The following is a 15,505-nucleotide window of genomic DNA, read 5'->3' as shown; positions in this document are numbered from 1 at the left end:
ATGAAAGGGGATCCGGGGGGCGGACAGGCGCCGTTCGGGGCGGCGGCCCGGTGCGCCTCACGTTTTCGCGGGGGATCCGTCAGCGCCAGAGAAGTGCGGCGAGGGCGATGATGAGCGCGAGGGCGAGGCCCCAGACCTTCCAGAGGAGGCGGGTGGCGGCCTCGATGTCATCGGAGGTGAGGGCGCGGCGGCCCTCGGGGTTCACGAAGGGAAAGTCCCGAAGAGCGCCGTCGTAGCTGCGGGGGCCGGCGAGGGCCACGCCGAGGGCGCGGGCCATGGCGGCCTCGGGCCAGCCGGCATTGGGCGAGCGGTGGCGGCGCGCATCCGCCGCGATGTCGCGCCAGCGGCCGGAGCCGAAGGCGCGGAGCATCAGGGCGGTGAGCCGGGCGGGCGCGAGGTTGAGGAGGTCATCCAGCCGCGCGGCGGCCCAGCCGAAGGCCTCGTGCCGGGGCGTCCGGTAGCCGATCATGGAATCGGCGGTGTTGACGATCTTGTAGGCGAGAAGGCCCGGGAGCCCGCCGAGCGCGAACCAGAAGAGCGGCGCGATGACCCCGTCGGAGAGGTTCTCCGCCGCGCTCTCTATGGCGGAGCGGGCGACGGCGGGGGCGTCCATCGCCCCGGTATCACGCGAGACGATCAGGCCGACGGCGGCACGGCCCTCGGGCAGCGAGCGGCGGAGGGCGCGGGCGACGGCGGTGACGTGGTCGCTGAGCGAGCGCTGGGCGAGGAGCACGGCGCCCGCGATGACCTCCGCCCAGCGCCCGGGGAGGGCGGCGAGGGCGAGGCCGAGGGCAAGGGCCGCGGCGAGGAGGAGCGCGACGGCGGCGATGCCGCGCGCGCGGCGGTGCGGGCCGGCGTTCCAGCCGCTGTCGAGCGCGCCGATGGCGCGGCCCATGAGGACTGCCGGGTGGGGGGCGCGGCGCCAGAGCCAGCCGGGCTCCCCGAAGGCGGCGTCGAGCGCCATGGCGAGGGCGATGGCGAGGGGCAGCGTCATGCCGCGGCGCCGCCGGGAGGGCGGAAACCATGCGGTTTCCGCGCGGCGCTCACAGCGCCGCCTCGAGCTGCGCCCAGCGCTCCGGCGCCGGCAGGCCGAGGCGGAGCCAGCGGGGCGCGTAGGGGAAGGTCCGCGTCCAGATGTAATGCTCGGCAAGGGGCGCCTGCCAGGCGGCGGCATCCTCGACCTCGTAGAGCCGGAAGAGCGTCGTGCCCCCGGTGACGCGGGCACCGGCGCCGGTCATGAGCGCATCGAGCCGGGCGGCATCGGTGGCGAGCCGGGCGCGGGTGGCCTCCGCCCAGGCGGCGTCCTCCAGTGCCTCCGCCCCGATCTCGAGCGCGGGGCCGGAGACGGGCCAGGGGCCGAGCGCCTCCGCCATGCGGGCGAGGAGCGCCGGCTCGCCGATCAGGAAGCCGAGGCGGAGCCCGGCGAGGCCCCAGAACTTGCCGAAGCTCTTGAGGACGAGCACATCGCCGCCGGCCTGCCCCACATGGCTCGCCTCCGGCATCACGTCGCAGAAGCTCTCGTCATAGATCGTGAGGCCCGGCTCGGGCGGCGGGGCCAGCCGCCCGTCGGGGTTGTTCGGGTGGACGAAGACGCGACCCCCGCCCGGGCCCTGCTCCCAGCCGGCCCCCTCGAAGGCGGCGCGCCATTCGTTGTAGGTCGGCTCCGCGATCTCGACCCGGCCGGCCGGCCAGAGACCGGGCAGCCGGGCGATGAGCGACGAGGCGCCGGGCGCCGCGAGGATGCCGACGCCCTCCGGCACGCCCCAGAAGGCCCGCGCCGCGGCCTCGAGCCGCTCCCGCGCGCCCTCGTCAGGCAGCGCCGCCCAGGCGCGCGACGGCAGGACGCCCACTGTGTAGGGGAGCGGATTGATGCCGGTGGAGAGGTCGAGCCAGTCCTCACGGGCCCCGCCCCAGCGGGCGCGGGCGGCATCCACGCCGCCGCCATGATCGCGGCCGGAGGTCACCCGCGCTCCGCTTCCGGGAGCGCCCCCGGCAGGGGTAGCTGGCGGGAGACGAAATGCCCCTTCACCCCCTGCGGCCAGGTCCGGTAGGGCACCTGCCCCGTCTCGCTGTCCGCATGGAGCGCCGCGAAGCCGACGATGGCCTCCGCCGCCTCCGGCCCCGGCTCGAAGGTGCCGATGGAATAGCCGATCTTGCCGGCGCCCTGCACGATCACGTTGCAGGCCCGCTCGCAGCCCATGGTGCAGGAGACGCGGCGCGTCGCCAGCCCGGCCGCCGCGGCGAGGGGTTCGATGAGGGTCGCAAGACGCTCGCCGTCGGTCTGGCCGAAGCCGCGGGCGGCCCAGTCGTCGCGCTTGCAGGTGTCGCAGATGGTGATCCAGCTCGTCATGCCGAGGCATGTGCCGGGCCACGGCCCTCGCCGCAAGCCCGAACGCGGCGCCCCGGGCGCCGTTCGCGGCCTCAGACCTGCGCGATGGCGGCTGTCCCCGCCGCCAGCGCCAGCCCCAGCCCGCCGCCGCCCGCCAGTTGCACCGCAATCAGCACGCAGAAGAGAAAGATGAGGGCAATGGCCAGATACGGCGACATGACAACGACACTCCGGTCAGCAGGCTGCTTTACGTCTAGGGAAACTAGATGCCAAAGCCGGCTCGCCCGGGCAATGGGCAATAGCCCGCAGAGCGGGCGCAATTGCATTGCATTTTAGCGGCCGGGGCCGCGCGCTGGCGTGGCGGTCGCGCGCCATGGCCCCTCAGGCAGCGCGGCCGAGCGCCTCGCGGCCGGGGGGCGCCCTGTAATCGATCACCGGCCCGACCGGGATGATCCGGTTGGGGTTAATCGTGTCGTGGCTGTAGTGGTAATGGCGGATGTAGTGATCCGGCCGCACCGTCTCGTCCACGCCGTCCATCTGGTAGAGATCGCGCGTATAGCCCCAGAGGTTGGGGTAATCGACGAGCCGGTGGCGGTTGCACTTGAAGTGCCCGTGATAGACCGGATCGAAGCGCAGGAGCGTCGTCAGAAGCCGGATGTCGGCCTCCGTCACCTCGCTGCCGGTCAGGAAGCGGCGGGACATCAGCCTGTCCTCCAGCCAGTCGAGCGACTGGAAGAGCTCGCCCACGGCGCTGTCATAGGCGCCCTGCTTGGTGGCGAAGCCGGCCTTGTAGACGCCGTTGTTGACGCTGTCGTAGACGCGGGCGTTGATCTCGTCGATCTCCTCCCGCTTGTGCTCGGGATAGAAGTCCCGGCAATGGCCCGTGAGCTGGTTGAAGGCGCTGTTGAGCATCCGGATGATCTCGGCGCTCTCGTTGGAGACGATGGTCTCGGTCTCCTTGTCCCAGAGGACGGGCACGGTCACGCGCGTCGTCGCCTTGGGGTCGGACTTCACGTAGATGTCGCGGAGGAACGGCAGGCCGTAGAGCCGGTCGCCGGTGGCGCCGTCGAACGTGTCGTCGAAGGTCCAGCCGTCCTCGAGCATGTCGGGATGGACGACCGAGATGTCGATATGCTCCTCGAGCCCCTTCAGCTTGCGCAGGATCAGCGTCCTATGCGCCCAGGGGCAGGCATAGGAGACATAGAGGTGATAGCGCCCGCTCTCGGTCTTGAAGCCGGAGGTGCCCGAGGGCCCGGCGGCACCGTCCTCCGTCACCCAGTTGCGGAAGCTCGACTGGCTGCGTTCAAAGGCACCGCCGGTCTTCTTGGTGTCGTACCAGCCGGCATGCCAGGTTCCGTCGACCAGTTGTCCCATGGGGGCGTCCTCCCTCGCGTCACTTGAGGTGGATCATATAGGGGGAGGGTGGGGAAAGGCGAGCGGGTTGGGGCAGAGGTGGCGTAAACCACAGGCTCCGAAAGTGCCGTAGCGAGCGGCCGCTCTCGCGAGCAGCCCTAGACGTGCAATGTATAGCGTTTGCCTTAGGGTTCTGTCCCGGCTTGCCTTCTGCCGACGCAAGCACCCTTGGGAAGGGACGAAAGCCACCGCTTTGGGCTAGCAGATGTTGGCAAGCGGTTATTGTCCTGCTGGCGTGATCACAACTCCAAGAGCCAACGTCAGTTGAGACTGACAACCTTGGCACTTCCAAGAGGCGCCGGCCTCCGCGTCGCGTTCCCAAATGTAATACGCTTCCCCGCAGTCTGCTTGCGGGCATGTTGCTGGAATTTGCCGTGGTTTGAAGGTCACCTTCTGATCTTCTGTTTCGCTCATCGTATAGCTGGCTGGACAGGACCAGCACTCAACAACACGCTCTGCTTTGTCTCTCGGTAAACGCCGCCTTATGACAGCCCCGCACTCCACACACTCTATTTCGCCTCGGATTGCGAGGGTGGAGTTCCAAACCTTGGAGCTCAGCGCTGTTTCCAATGCCTCGACGATCCGTTCACAGCGCGCTCGGAGCTTGCCGAAGTCGTGGTGTTGGCGCTGTTCAAGCTGCGAAAGAGTCGGCGCATGAAGATGCGCTCCAAGGGCATCATAGTGCTTCTTCAAAGTCCGTAGATTTAAGACGTGGTCTGTTCCAAGCAGGCGCATGGATGCGGGCGTTTCGCCGGGGAACGGCTCTTCACCGAAGGCGAGTGTTGCATCAGCGTCGGCTTGTGGATCTACTTCAAGCATTCGCTCCATGAGCTTTTTCGGCTGCCAAGTCTTCATGGCATCTGGGCCCAGATCTTCGGTAAACCCTTTGGAGCGATCATAGGTGATGCACTCCAAGGCCATGCGTAGCTTGAGAGTGGCTAGAAGCAGGTCATCGTCTGTCCCACTAGACAGAAGTGTCTTGGCGGCTTCGCAGTGCTTGCGTGCAGTGCCACGATAGTCCATTAGCAAACCTCCAGGTTCGGCACCCACTCAATATTCGGGTATGAAGTGGAAGTGGAAGTGGAAGTGGAAGTGGAGCATTGCACAACGCGCGCCATCACCCAACCGTTTGAGACTATAAGTTGTAGTCGGGCTAAGATGACTCTTGCATTGACTTGCCAAGTCCACCATCCATTAGTTCGAGTGACACGTTTAGAAGCACGTTAGCGAGGCTCAAGCTTTGAAACGTATACGCAAGAACGAGGATGGCAGCGAAACTGTTTTTGTACCTGTGAAATTCGATAAGATGGGTCCTTATCGGGCAGAGATATCCATCGCTTCATTGGATGAGCTTCGTGATCTGAAGCAATCTGGGAAGCTAATTGCCCTGCGTATGATCGAACGGGACAAAACTTCAGGAGTACAACCGCAACGCAACCTAGCTCCTTGGCAGGAGATCGAAGATTTTGATTGGCATTCCTGAGAACGACCGTTCTGCCCCGGATCGGTAGCTGCCGTTCGTCGAAGGTCAGCAGAGTCCCGCATGTTTGACCTTCCCGCCTTTCATTTTCCGGACTCTCCCTCGGGAATACCCATTCATGTGGCCCTAGCGCCCCAAGTGGGCCCACGTCGCCTTTCGCCCCCCATCCGGCGCATCCCGCGTTGCGGCCCCGGCCACTCCCGTCTAGGAGGGCTCTGACGACGCCCGCTTTCGGGCCAGAACGGTTGGCGGCGCCTTGGTCGACCCAGATCGGGGACCTTGGGGGGCCGCATCGTCAAAGCCCCGGATGCGCCGGGGCTCTCTGGCGCGCGAGCGGCCCGAAGGAGGCACCCATGCGCCCGACCATCATCCTCGCCGCCCTGCCGCTGACGCTCTCGCCCGGCCTCGCGCTCGCCCATATCGGCCATCTCGGGGCCGTTGCCGGCCATGACCACTGGGTCGCCGGCGCCGCCATCGGCGCCGCCGTGGCCGTCGCCGCCTGGGGCGCCTGGAAGGGCCGGAAGGACAAGGATGCCGAGGCCGGGAAGGACGGCGCCGACAAGGATGGGGCCGAGGACGAAGGCGACGAGGTGACGGCATGAGCGACGTCCCCTTCGCCCCCCGCGGTGGCTCCGGCGCCGAGGCGGCGCCCGGCGCCGCCACTCCCGGCCCCTCCCCGAAAACCGGCGTCCTCCTCTGCGGCCACGGCTCGCGCTCCGAGGCGGCGGTGGAGGAGTTCCGCGGCCTGGCCTCGGCGCTGCCCTCCTATCTGCCGCCCGACTGGCCGCTCGATTACGGCTATCTCGAATTCGCCAATCCGGTGCTCCGCAAGGGGCTCGATTCGCTGAAGGACCAGGGCTGTGAGCGCATCCTCGCCGTGCCGGGCATGCTGCTCGCCGCCATGCATGCCAAGAACGACATCCCCTCCGTCCTCGCCGCCTATGAGGAAGAGACGGGCGTCCAGGTGATCTACGGCCGCGAGCTGGGGATCACGCCCCAGATGCTCGCCGCCGCCCGGGCGCGGATCGAGGAGGCGCTCGCCGGCGCCCCCGAGGTGCCGCTCCACGAGACCTGCCTCGTCGTCATCGGCCGCGGCGCCTCCGACCCCGATGCCAACGGCAATGTCTCCAAGATCGCGCGGATGCTCTGGGAGGGTATGGGCTTCGGCTGGTGCGAGGTCGGCTATTCGGGCGTGACCTTCCCGCTGGTGGAACCGGCGCTCGCCCATGTGGCGAAGCTCGGCTACCGGCGCGTGGTGGTCTTCCCGTATTTCCTCTTCTCTGGCATCCTCATCGACCGGATCTACGGCTTCACCGACGAGGTCGCCGCCCGGCATCCCGAGATCGAGTGGCTGAAGGCGCCCTATCTCGGCACGCATGAGGGCGTGCTGCAGACCTTCGCCGAGCGGGTGACGGAGCTGGTGGGCGAGGTCGTGCCCCCCACCTGCGCCGCCTGCAAGTACCGCGCCGCCGTGATCGGCTTCGAGCACGAGGTCGGCGCCCCGCAGGAGAGCCACCACCACCATGTCGAGGGCCAGGGCGCCGCCGCCCCCGGCTCCAACGTCGCCGATTGCGCGCTTTGCGACACGTTCTGCACGGGGCTCTGCCGGCTGGAGAAGGCCGGCGCGGCGCATGTGCACGGGCATGACCACGATCATGAGCACGGGCATTCGCATGACCACGACCATGGGCACTCCCATGACCACGGGCACGACCATGGGGACGGGCATCACCACCACCACGGGCATGATCACGACCACTCGCACGACCACGGTCATTCCGAAGGGCATTCCCATGACCACGGGCATGACCACGACCACCCGCCCTACCCCCATGCCGACCACCCCCACGGCCCCCTCAGCGCGCTAAAGTCTCGCAAGCCGGACCGCTCATGACACGCCTCTTCGATGGCATCCTCGCCGTGGACTGGTCCGCGGCCGGTACCCCCAAGACCGGGCCGGATTCCATCTGGATCGCCACGCTTTCGGCAGGCGCGGCAGACCCGGAGTTGCGCAATCCGCCGACACGGACTGTCGCGATGGACCAGATCCGCGCACATCTCGATGCGGCGACGAAGCAGGACGAGCGCTGGTTGCTCGTCTTCGATTTCGCATTCGGCTATCCGAAGGGCTTCGCCGACGCCCTTGGCCCCAACGCCGACTGGCGCGACATTTGGGCCCTCATCGCGGCAGAGGTGAGCGACGGACCGGCCAACGCCAACAACCGCTTTCACGCGGCCGCCCGGCTCAATACTAGGTTCCCCGGCGACGGGCCATTCTGGGCGAATGGCCTGAAGGAAGACATTCCGGGGCTGCCGCGCAAGAAACCGCAGGGCTGGGGCAGCACACTGCCCGCCAATCGTCGGCCCTCGGAGATGGCCAAAGGTACTCAGGAAGTCTGGAAGCTATCCGGCGCCGGATCCGTAGGTGGTCAGGCTCTGATCGGCATCGCTGCGCTGGAGCGGCTACGCAAGGGCCGCCGAGATGTCTCGGTCTGGCCCTTCGAGACGCTCGGAGAAGGAACGACACATGTTCTCGCCGAGATGTTCCCCTCGCTCCTGCAGCTTCCACCCGGAGAAGGCGTGCGCGACGCCCGACAGGTCTCCAATATGGCGATCGCCCTCGCACGTGCCGATGGCTCAGGGCTTCTCGCCAAGATGATGGAGGCGCCGGCGATCGACGCCGCCGCCCGCCGATGCGAAGCAGCTATTATTGGTCATGGCTTCGAGGAAGAGCTCGGAACACTCGTTGCGCCGGCTACCCTTCCAGTTGCGGAGCCGTCGCCGAGGCCGGGACCGGAGCAGTCAAACGTCGAAAGTGTCGCGCCTTCTTCAAGTCCGCGCCGGTCCACCATGCGCCCCTACCTCAAGGATCCGGCGGCCATCTATGCGGAGAGCTTCCGCATCGTGCGGGAGGAGGCGCGGCTGGAGCGCTTCCCCGCGGCGATGGAGCCCGTCGTCACCCGGCTGATCCACGCCTGCGGCATGGTCGAGATCGCCGACCGGCTGGCCTTCTCGCCCGGCGCCGCCGAGGCGGGGCGGGCGGCGCTGGAGGCCGGGGCGCCGGTGCTCTGCGATTGCGAGATGGTGGCCGCCGGGGTCATCCGGCGGCACCTCAAGGGCTCCGAGGTCGTCACCACCATCAACGCGCCGGACCTGCCGGCGCTGGCCGCGATGCTCGGCACCACCCGCTCCGCCGCGCAGGTGGAGCTCTGGCGGGAGCGGATCGAGGGCGCCGTCGTGGCCATCGGCAATGCGCCGACGGCGCTCTTCCACCTCCTCGAGAAGCTGGATGAGGGCTGGCCGAAGCCGGCGGTGATCCTCGGCTTTCCCGTCGGCTTCGTCGGCGCCGCCGAATCGAAGGCCGAGCTGGCCGCCGACCCGCGCGGCTGCGACTTCATCGCGCTCAAGGGCCGGCGCGGCGGATCGGCCATGGCCTCCGCCGCCGTCAACGCTCTCGCGCTGGGAGAGACCCATGGCTGACGCCCCTCTTGGCGCGCTTGGCGCCACGCCGCCCCGGCCGGACCCCTGGCTCCATATCGTCGGCATCGGCGAGGACGGGCTCGCCGGGCTCACCCCCGCCACCCGCGCGGTGGTGGAATCGGCCGAGGTCATCCTCGGCGGCGACCGGCACCACCACCTGAGCGACGCCATCACCGCCGAGCGCATCGCCTGGCCCTCGCCCTTCTCGGCGATGATCGAGACGATCCGGGGGCTCCGCGGCCGTCGCGCCGTGGTGCTCGTCACCGGCGACCCGCTCTGGTTCTCCGCCGGCGCGCGCATCGCCCGCGGCATCCCGCCGGAGGAGATCACCTTCCACCCTCAGCTCTCGGCCTTCCAGCTCGCCTCCGCGCGGCTCGGCTGGTCCCTCGCCGATTGCGAGACGCTGACCGTCCACGGCCGGCCCGTCGAGCAGATGATCGCCTTCATCCAGCCCGAGGCGCGGCTCCTGATCCTCACCACCGGGGCCGAGACCCCGGCGAAGATCGCCCGCTTCCTCACCGAGCGCGGCTTCGGCGCCTCGCGCATGACCGTGCTCGCGGCCATGGGCGGCGCGGAGGAGCGGCGCTTCGAGGCGCGGGCGGACGCCTGGGACCACGAGGTCCCCGAGTTCAACACGCTGGCGGTGGAATGCGTCGCCGCGCCCGACGCCGCGCTCCTGCCGCGCGTGCCGGGGCTCGACGACGCGCTCTTCCGCTCCGACGGGACGATGACCAAGCGCGAGGTCCGCGCCATCACGCTCGCCAAGCTGATGCCGATGCGCGGGGCGCTCCTCTGGGACATCGGCTGCGGCTCCGGCTCGGTCGCCATCGAATGGATGCGCGCGGCCCGCTATGCCCGCGCCATCGGCATCGAGCCGCGGGCCGACCGCCGGGCGCTGGCGGCGGAGAATGCGCTCGCCCTCGGCACGCCGCGGCTCGAGCTGGTCGCAGGCGATGCCCCGGCGGCGCTCGAGGGCCTGCCGGCGCCGGATGCGATCTTCATCGGCGGCGGGCTGACGGCGGAGGTCTTCGCCGCCGCCTTCGCGGCGCTCCGCCCCCTCGGCCGCCTCGCCGCCAATGCGGTGACCATCGAGGGCGAGGCGCGGCTGGCAGCGCTGGCCGCCGAGCACGGCGGCGAGCTCACCCGCATCGACATCTCCCGCTCCGGGCCGGTCGGCGGGCTGACCGGCTTCAAGCCGCTCCGGCCCGTGACGCAGTGGAGCCTGGTGAAGAGATGACAGCGCACGGGATTGGCCGGGGGAGCCTCCGGCGGGAGTATTTGGAGACAAGCGAGACATGAGCGGGACGCTCTACGGCATCGGGCTGGGCCCCGGGGCGGCGGACCTGCTGACCCTGAGGGCGGCGCGGCTGATCGAGGCGGCGGAGGTCGTGGCCTATCCGGCGCCCGAGGGCGGCGAGAGCCTCGCCCGCTCCATCGCCGCCGGGCTGATCCCTGCGGCGGCGCGCGAGATCCGCATCGAGGTGCCGATGCGCCCGGCGCGCGAGCCGGCGCAGACGGCCTATGACCGGGGCGCGGCGGAGATCGCGGCGGCGCTCGACGAGGGGCTCGACGTGGCGCTTCTCTGCGAGGGGGACCCGCTCTTTTACGGCTCGTTCATGTATATCGCCGCACGGCTGGCCGGGCGGGAGATCGAGGTGGTGCCGGGCATCACCTCGCTCAGCGCCGCCACCGCCGCCGCGCGCCTGCCGCTGGTGGCCCGCGACGAGCGGCTTGAGGTGCTCTCCGCCGGGCTGGACGAGGCGGCGCTGGAGGCGCGGATCGCGGCGGCGGATGCTGTGGCCGTGCTGAAGCTCGGGCGTCACAAGGACAAGCTCGCCCGGGTGCTCGGGCGGCTGGGGCTGACCGGGCGGACGACCTATGCCCAGCATGTCTCGATGCCCGGGCAGGTGCTGTGCCCGTTTGACGAGGCGCCCGCGGTGGCGCCCTATTTCTCGCTTCTCTTGATCACGAAAGGCGAGGACCCTTGGCTTTGACTCCCGCTGTCATCACCCTCACCGACACCCCCGTTGCGGCCCGTCTGGCGGCGGCGCTCGGCGCCGAACTCCACGCGCTGGAGGGCCGCGCCGCCGGCGAGGTGACCTTCACCGACGTGCCCGAGCACCTTCGCGCGCTCTTCGCGGCGGGGCGGCCGATCATCGGGCTCTGCGCGGCGGGGATCCTGATCCGGGCGCTGGCGCCGATGCTGTCGGACAAGCGGGCGGAGCCGCCGGTGCTGGCGGTGGCGGTGGACGGGAGCTCGGTGGTGCCGCTCCTCGGCGGGCACCACGGGGCCAACGATCTGGCCCGCGCGGTGGCGGCGGCGCTCGGCGTGAGCCCGGCGCTGACCACGGCGGGCGACGTCACCTTGGGCGTGGCGCTCGACGCGCCGCCGCCGGGCTGGCGGCTCGCCAACCCCGAGGCGGCGAAGCCGGCCATGGCGGCGCTGCTGGCGGGGGGCGGCGCGACCGTGACCGGCGACGCGCCCTGGCTCGCCGCCCTGCCGGAAGGGCCCGAGGTCGCCATCCATGCCGGCATCGGCCCGGCGCCCGAGGGGGCGCTCGCCTTCCACCCCGCCCGCGTGGTGCTCGGCGCCGGCTGCGCGCGGAATTGCCCGGCGGAGGAGCTGATCGCGCTGGCCGAGGCGGCGCTCACGGAGGCGGGCGTCGCCCCCGAAGCCGTCGCCGCCGTCGCCACGCTCGATCTCAAGGCGGACGAGCCGGCCATGCACGCGCTCGCGGCGCATCTGGGTGCGCCGCTCCGGCTCTTCGCCGCCGAGGAGCTGGAGGCCGAGAGCCCCCGCGCCGCCACGCCCTCCGACGTCGTCTTCGCCGAGGTCGGCACGCATGGCGTCTCCGAAAATGCCGCGTTGGCCAGTGCCGGGGCCACGGCCTCGCTCCTCCTGCCCAAGCAGAAGAGCGCCAATGCCACCGTCGCCCTTGCCCTCGCCGAGGCGCCCCTCACTGCCCTCCCCGGCCGCCCCCGCGGCCAGCTCTCGCTGATCGGCATCGGGCCGGGGCAGGCCGCCTGGCGGACGCCGGAGGCCTCGCGGCTCGTCGCCGAGGCGGACGAGCTGGTGGGCTATTCGCTCTACATCGACCTCCTCGGCCCGCTCGCCCATGGCAAGCCGCGCGCCGACTTCCCGCTCGGCGGCGAGGAGGACCGCTGCCGCCATGCGCTCGAACGCGCCGGCGAGGGGCGGAACGTGGCGCTCATCTGCTCCGGCGATGCCGGCATCTACGCGATGGGCGCGCTGGTCTGGGAGCTGATCGCCCGGGGCGACGGGCCGGGGGGCGTCAGCGATGCCGCCCGCCGCGCCCGGGTGACCTCGGCGCCGGGGATCACTGCCATGCAGGCGGCTTCCGCCCGGGCCGGGGCGCTTCTGGGTCACGACTTCTGCGCCATCTCGCTCAGTGACCTCCTGACCCCGCGCGAGGCGATCCGCACCCGGCTCCGGGCCGCCGCGGAGGGCGATTTCGTCATCGCCTTCTACAACCCGGTGTCGAAGACCCGCCGGACCCTCCTCGCCGAGGCGCGCGAGATCCTGCTCGCCCATCGCCCCGCCGATACGCCGGTGCTGCTCGCCTCCAACCTCGGGCGGCCGGAGGAGCAACTCCGGCACCGGCGGCTGGAGGATCTGGAGGTGGACGAGGTCGACATGCTGACCGTGGTGCTCGTCGGCTCCTCCGCCTCGCGCCTCATCGAGACGGGCGACGGGCCGCGCATCTTCACGCCGCGGGGCTACGAGAAACATCTGATCGCGAGGGCCGCCGAATGACCGTCCATTTCATCGGCGCGGGGCCGGGCGACCCCGAGCTTCTGACCCTCAAGGCGGCGCGGCTGATCGAGAGCTGCCCCTTGTGCCTCTACGCAGGCTCGCTGGTGCCCGAGGCGGTCGTCGCCCGCGCGCCGGGAACGCCGATCGACACGGCGCCGCTGACGCTGGAGGAGACGCATGGCCTCATCGCCGAGGCCCATGCGCGGGGCGAGGACGTCGCCCGGGTCCATTCCGGCGACCCCTCGCTCTATGGCGCCATCGCCGAGCAGATCCGGCTCCTCAAGCGCGACGGCATTCCCTACGAGATCACCCCCGGAGTCCCCGCCTGGGCCGCCGCCGCCGCCGCCCTGGGGCAGGAGCTGACGATCCCCGAGGTGGCGCAGAGCATCGTGCTCACCCGGATGTCGATGAAGTCGACCTCCATGCCGCCGGGCGAGACGCTCGAGGGCTTCGCCGCCACCGGCACGACGCTGGCCATCCACCTCGGCATCCGGGCGCTGCGCGACATCGGCCGGCGGCTCGCGCCCTTCTACGGCGAGGACTGCCCCGTCGCCGTCGTCTACCGCGCCACCTGGCCGGACGAGCAGATCATCCGGGGCACGCTGGCCGACATCCAGCCGAAGGTCCGCGAGGCGAAGATCACCCGCACGGCGCTGATCTTCGTCGGCCCGGCGCTGGCGGCGGAGCAGGGCTTCCCCGATTCGGCGCTCTACGATGCCGCCCGGCCGCACCTCCTGCGGCCCCGCGTCAAATCGGCCTAGGTGCGGCGCCGGGGCCGCGCTCCGGCGTCCACAATTCCTTAACCGGCTTGCTTTCTGATCGCCCTCAGCCAAAGGTCTGTCGGGAGGAGAGACGACGTGACCGACTACCTGCCCGAAGCCGTCCGCAAGGGACTGGAGGAAGCCCACCGCAACATGCTGCGCAAGTCGAAGCGGCTCTGCGTGCATGACGGAGAGGATGTGCACCGCGTCCTCCGCCTGTGGGAAAGTGGATTCGCGCTCGAAAGCGACGCGCCGCCCCTGCGCGGTTTCGTCGACATCTACGACGGGCCGCGGCATCTCTATTCCTGCCTCGTTGTCTCCTCCGAGGTGGAGGGCGACGAGCATGTCTACGAGTTCAAGCGCGCCACCCCCGTCAGCGACCGGCCGGCGCTCGATTTCGAGCAGGCGGACGAGTTCGTCCCCGCGGGCCTTCTGACCCGCGAGTGACCCGGACCGGCTGACCCTCCCCCCGCGCTTGCCTTACTGAAGGTCGGCGAAAGCCTCCTGCAGGCGGCTCACCGCCTCTTCGATCTGCGCGCGCGGCATGGCGAGGTTGAAGCGCAGCCAGCCGGCGCCGCCCTTGCCGAAATCCGGACCCGGGCTCGGGGCGATGCGCGCGGTGCCGTTGACGCGGGCCTTCACCTCGTCGGCGGTCATGCCGGTGCCCTCGGTGTTCACCCAGGCGAGATAGGTCGCCTCCATCGGCATCATGGTGAGGCCGGGGATGGCCTTGATGCCCTCGGCGAAGACATCGACATTGCCGGCCAGATAGGCGCAGAGCGCATCCACCCATTCCGCCCCGGCGGGCGAATAGGCGGCCGTGGTCATGTGCAGCCCGATGCTGTTCGGCGACAGGCCGAGCGCGCCGAGCCGCGCGGTGAACCGCGCCCGGAGCGCATCGTCGGCGATGATCGCCTGGCCGGTATGGGCGCCGGCGATGTTGAAGGTCTTGGACGCCGCCGCGAGCGTGATGAGCCGGTCTTCGACCCCCTCGATCAGGGCGGTCGGGATATGCTTGCTGCCGGGCAAGACGAGGTCCTGGTGAATCTCGTCGGAGATGAGGAGGAGGTCATGCGCCCTGGCGAAGGCCGCCACCGCCTCGATCTCCTCCCGCCGCCAGAGCCGGCCGGCGGGATTGTGCGGCGTGCAGAAAATCAGCACCTTGGCATGGGAGGGGAGCTGCGCGGCATAGCGCTCGAGATCGAGCGCGTAGGTGCCGTCCGGCCCGATGCCCATCTCGCATTCGATGAGCTCGCGGCCCGCGGCGCGTACGATCCGGCCGAAGGCGTGATAGACGGGCGAGAAGACGACGACGCCGTCGCCGGGCGCCGTGAATTCGTCGAGGATCACCCCGATGGCATTCACCAGCCCGTGGGTCGTGCAGATATGTGCGGGGTCGATGGTCACGCCGTGGCGCGCCTCCTGCCACGAGCGGATGGACTCGCGATAGGCGGTATCATCGCCGAAATAGCCGAAGGAGCCGAGCTCGATCAGGCGCTGCGCGGCATCGAGGGCGACCTGCGGCGGGCGGAACTCCATATCCGCCACCCACATCGGCAATCCGCCGTCGGGGGAGACACCGGCAAAAGCCTCCATCGCGTCCCATTTCGCCGTATGCGCGCCGCGCCTGTCGATGATCTCGTCGAATGTCATGCCGTGCCCTGTTGCCGCCTGTCTGGCGGACCCTATCCCCCGCGCCGGCAGTTGCAAGGGCGGCGGCTTGGCCCTAGATCAGGCGCCCATGATCCTGCCCATACTCATCCATCCCGACCCGCGGCTGAAGACCCGCACGACCCCCGTGACCGAGGTGACGGACGAGCTCCGCCGCCTCGCGGACGACATGCTGGAGACGATGTACGACGCCCCCGGCATCGGCCTCGCCGCGCCGCAGGTGGGCGTGATGAGCCGGATGCTGGTGATGGATTGCGTGAAGGACGAAGAGACGCCGGCCCGGCCGATGGTGCTGATCAACCCCGAGGTGGTAGCCACGTCGGAGGAGACCTCGATCTTCGACGAGGGCTGCCTGTCGATCCCCGAGCAATATGCCGAGGTCGAGCGACCGGCGGAGGTCGACGTGCGCTGGACGGGGCTCGATGGCAAGACCCATGAGGAGCATTTCTCCGGGCTCTGGGCGACCTGCGTGCAGCACGAGATCGACCACCTCGATGGCAAGCTCTTCATCGACTACCTCAGCCCGATGAAACGGCAGATCATCACGCGCAAGATGCAGAAGCTGAAGCGCGAGCGGGCCCGTGCCTGAGGTCTTG

General features: G+C 69.9%; 17 protein-coding genes. 10 read left to right on the top strand and 7 right to left on the bottom strand.

Annotation, left to right across the window (positions count from 1 at the left end; all coding sequences use genetic code 11):
- Nucleotides 1-79 precede the first annotated feature (79 nt).
- From cbiB to ACAZ03_RS02330, 6 genes are all read right to left on the bottom strand, one after another.
- Nucleotides 80-994, bottom strand: a complete 915-nt coding sequence (cbiB, locus tag ACAZ03_RS02355) for an adenosylcobinamide-phosphate synthase CbiB (RefSeq protein ID WP_373355745.1) — start codon at nt 992-994, stop codon at nt 80-82.
- A 49-nt stretch (nt 995-1,043) separates the two neighbouring features.
- Nucleotides 1,044-1,964 carry a threonine-phosphate decarboxylase gene (locus ACAZ03_RS02350; protein ID WP_373355743.1) on the bottom strand — a complete coding sequence of 307 codons (921 nt, stop codon included), beginning with the start codon at nt 1,962-1,964 and terminating at the stop codon, nt 1,044-1,046.
- Nucleotides 1,961-2,350, bottom strand: coding sequence for a DUF1636 family protein (locus ACAZ03_RS02345; protein WP_373355742.1), 390 nt, complete (start codon nt 2,348-2,350; stop codon nt 1,961-1,963). Before ACAZ03_RS02345 ends, ACAZ03_RS02350 begins: the two co-directional genes overlap by 4 nt.
- Nucleotides 2,351-2,421: 71 nt before the next feature.
- A complete protein-coding gene (locus ACAZ03_RS02340) occupies nt 2,422-2,547 on the bottom strand; it encodes a hypothetical protein (RefSeq protein WP_373355741.1) in 126 nt (41 codons plus the stop codon).
- 163 nt (nt 2,548-2,710) lie between these two features.
- Nucleotides 2,711-3,703 carry a glutathione S-transferase family protein gene (locus ACAZ03_RS02335; RefSeq protein ID WP_373355740.1) on the bottom strand — a complete coding sequence of 331 codons (993 nt, stop codon included), beginning with the start codon at nt 3,701-3,703 and terminating at the stop codon, nt 2,711-2,713.
- Between the two features lie 258 nt (nt 3,704-3,961).
- Nucleotides 3,962-4,765, bottom strand: coding sequence for a hypothetical protein (locus ACAZ03_RS02330; protein ID WP_373355739.1), 804 nt, complete (start codon nt 4,763-4,765; stop codon nt 3,962-3,964).
- A 217-nt stretch (nt 4,766-4,982) separates the two neighbouring features.
- Here ACAZ03_RS02330 and ACAZ03_RS02325 point away from each other — a divergent pair, with 217 nt between their 5' ends.
- The 9 genes from ACAZ03_RS02325 to ACAZ03_RS02285 all read left to right on the top strand — a co-directional run bounded on the left by ACAZ03_RS02325 (nt 4,983) and on the right by ACAZ03_RS02285 (nt 13,685).
- Entirely contained in the window at nt 4,983-5,225 is a 243-nt protein-coding gene (locus ACAZ03_RS02325; protein ID WP_373355738.1) for a hypothetical protein, read from the top strand.
- A 350-nt stretch (nt 5,226-5,575) separates the two neighbouring features.
- Nucleotides 5,576-5,824 (top strand): DUF6732 family protein, encoded by a 249-nt coding sequence (locus tag ACAZ03_RS02320; protein ID WP_373355736.1) that lies wholly within the window; start codon nt 5,576-5,578, stop codon nt 5,822-5,824.
- A complete protein-coding gene (locus ACAZ03_RS02315) occupies nt 5,821-7,116 on the top strand; it encodes a sirohydrochlorin chelatase (protein ID WP_373355735.1) in 1,296 nt (431 codons plus the stop codon). The genes ACAZ03_RS02320 and ACAZ03_RS02315 overlap by 4 nt, the downstream gene beginning before the upstream one ends.
- A 956-nt stretch (nt 7,117-8,072) precedes the next feature.
- Nucleotides 8,073-8,702: a precorrin-8X methylmutase gene (locus ACAZ03_RS02310; protein WP_373357029.1), complete on the top strand. Its 630-nt coding sequence runs from the start codon at nt 8,073-8,075 to the stop codon at nt 8,700-8,702.
- Nucleotides 8,695-9,939 (top strand): precorrin-6y C5,15-methyltransferase (decarboxylating) subunit CbiE, encoded by a 1,245-nt coding sequence (gene cbiE / locus ACAZ03_RS02305; protein ID WP_373355734.1) that lies wholly within the window; start codon nt 8,695-8,697, stop codon nt 9,937-9,939. The genes ACAZ03_RS02310 and cbiE overlap by 8 nt, the downstream gene beginning before the upstream one ends.
- 58 nt (nt 9,940-9,997) lie before the next feature.
- Nucleotides 9,998-10,696, top strand: coding sequence for a precorrin-2 C(20)-methyltransferase (gene cobI, locus ACAZ03_RS02300; RefSeq protein ID WP_373355733.1), 699 nt, complete (start codon nt 9,998-10,000; stop codon nt 10,694-10,696).
- Nucleotides 10,687-12,477: a precorrin-3B C(17)-methyltransferase gene (cobJ, locus tag ACAZ03_RS02295; RefSeq protein ID WP_373355732.1), complete on the top strand. Its 1,791-nt coding sequence runs from the start codon at nt 10,687-10,689 to the stop codon at nt 12,475-12,477. Before cobI ends, cobJ begins: the two co-directional genes overlap by 10 nt.
- The gene (gene cobM / locus ACAZ03_RS02290; protein WP_373355731.1) at nt 12,474-13,238 is read left to right on the top strand and encodes a precorrin-4 C(11)-methyltransferase; all 765 of its coding nucleotides are present in this window, start codon (nt 12,474-12,476) and stop codon (nt 13,236-13,238) included. Before cobJ ends, cobM begins: the two co-directional genes overlap by 4 nt.
- Nucleotides 13,239-13,334: 96 nt before the next feature.
- Entirely contained in the window at nt 13,335-13,685 is a 351-nt protein-coding gene (locus tag ACAZ03_RS02285) for a hypothetical protein (protein ID WP_373355730.1), read from the top strand.
- A 33-nt stretch (nt 13,686-13,718) separates the two neighbouring features.
- Here ACAZ03_RS02285 and ACAZ03_RS02280 read toward each other — a convergent pair whose 3' ends face one another.
- Nucleotides 13,719-14,891, bottom strand: a complete 1,173-nt coding sequence (locus tag ACAZ03_RS02280) for a MalY/PatB family protein (protein ID WP_373355729.1) — start codon at nt 14,889-14,891, stop codon at nt 13,719-13,721.
- An 88-nt stretch (nt 14,892-14,979) separates the two neighbouring features.
- Here ACAZ03_RS02280 and def point away from each other — a divergent pair, with 88 nt between their 5' ends.
- The gene (def, locus tag ACAZ03_RS02275) at nt 14,980-15,498 is read left to right on the top strand and encodes a peptide deformylase (protein ID WP_373355728.1); all 519 of its coding nucleotides are present in this window, start codon (nt 14,980-14,982) and stop codon (nt 15,496-15,498) included.
- Nucleotides 15,499-15,505 lie beyond the last annotated feature (7 nt).

The sequence above is a fragment of the Pseudoroseicyclus sp. CXY001 genome, from assembly GCF_041714655.1.
Lineage (GTDB): Bacteria > Pseudomonadota > Alphaproteobacteria > Rhodobacterales > Rhodobacteraceae > Pseudoroseicyclus_A.
The sequence above is the reverse complement of the archived record's forward strand: the minus strand, read 5'-3'. Positions and strand labels throughout refer to the sequence as shown.

Coding starts and splice junctions, on each gene's coding strand:
- ACAZ03_RS02320 (WP_373355736.1), top strand. CDS start 5,576: ATGCGCCCGACCATCATCCTCGCCGCCCTGCCGCTGACGCTCTCGCCC.
- ACAZ03_RS02315 (WP_373355735.1), top strand. CDS start 5,821: ATGAGCGACGTCCCCTTCGCCCCCCGCGGTGGCTCCGGCGCCGAGGCG.
- cobI (WP_373355733.1), top strand. CDS start 9,998: ATGAGCGGGACGCTCTACGGCATCGGGCTGGGCCCCGGGGCGGCGGAC.
- ACAZ03_RS02280 (WP_373355729.1), bottom strand. CDS start 14,891: ATGACATTCGACGAGATCATCGACAGGCGCGGCGCGCATACGGCGAAA.
- def (WP_373355728.1), top strand. CDS start 14,980: ATGATCCTGCCCATACTCATCCATCCCGACCCGCGGCTGAAGACCCGC.
- ACAZ03_RS02345 (WP_373355742.1), bottom strand. CDS start 2,350: ATGACGAGCTGGATCACCATCTGCGACACCTGCAAGCGCGACGACTGG.
- cbiB (WP_373355745.1), bottom strand. CDS start 994: ATGACGCTGCCCCTCGCCATCGCCCTCGCCATGGCGCTCGACGCCGCC.
- cbiE (WP_373355734.1), top strand. CDS start 8,695: ATGGCTGACGCCCCTCTTGGCGCGCTTGGCGCCACGCCGCCCCGGCCG.
- ACAZ03_RS02330 (WP_373355739.1), bottom strand. CDS start 4,765: ATGGACTATCGTGGCACTGCACGCAAGCACTGCGAAGCCGCCAAGACA.
- ACAZ03_RS02340 (WP_373355741.1), bottom strand. CDS start 2,547: ATGTCGCCGTATCTGGCCATTGCCCTCATCTTTCTCTTCTGCGTGCTG.
- ACAZ03_RS02335 (WP_373355740.1), bottom strand. CDS start 3,703: ATGGGACAACTGGTCGACGGAACCTGGCATGCCGGCTGGTACGACACC.
- ACAZ03_RS02310 (WP_373357029.1), top strand. CDS start 8,073: ATGCGCCCCTACCTCAAGGATCCGGCGGCCATCTATGCGGAGAGCTTC.
- cobM (WP_373355731.1), top strand. CDS start 12,474: ATGACCGTCCATTTCATCGGCGCGGGGCCGGGCGACCCCGAGCTTCTG.